Source organism: Novosphingobium huizhouense (assembly GCF_020179475.1).
In the GTDB taxonomy this organism is placed as follows: domain Bacteria; phylum Pseudomonadota; class Alphaproteobacteria; order Sphingomonadales; family Sphingomonadaceae; genus Novosphingobium; species Novosphingobium huizhouense.
The window spans coordinates 1-282 of sequence record NZ_JAILXZ010000043.1 but is presented as its reverse complement, the minus strand read 5'-3'; the positions used below and the strand labels follow the sequence as shown (position 1 = coordinate 282).

The window sequence follows — 282 nt, the reverse complement described above, 5'->3', positions numbered from 1 at the left end:
TTGAGCCGCAGCTGGATCGCCACTCCGACGGGCTCGGCGCGATAGAGCCCGAGCCCGTCGAGCGTAGCGCCCTGCGCCAGGGCGAACTGCATGGCGACGAGGTCGAGTCCCGTCACTTCCTCGGTGACGGTGTGTTCCACCTGCAGGCGCGGGTTGGCTTCGATGAACACGAAGCGGTCCGGCGCGTCGAGATCGACGAGGAATTCGAACGTGCCGATCCCGCGATAGGACGTCGCTCGCGCGAGAACGAGCGCTGAGTCGTGAATGGCGGCGCGCTGGTCC

At 67.4% G+C, this 282-nt stretch carries 1 protein-coding gene; it reads right to left on the bottom strand.

The annotated features are described in order from the left end of the window. On the bottom strand, positions 1-282 hold a 282-nt coding region (locus K3A85_RS17905), incomplete at both ends, for an ATP-binding protein (protein ID WP_449867248.1).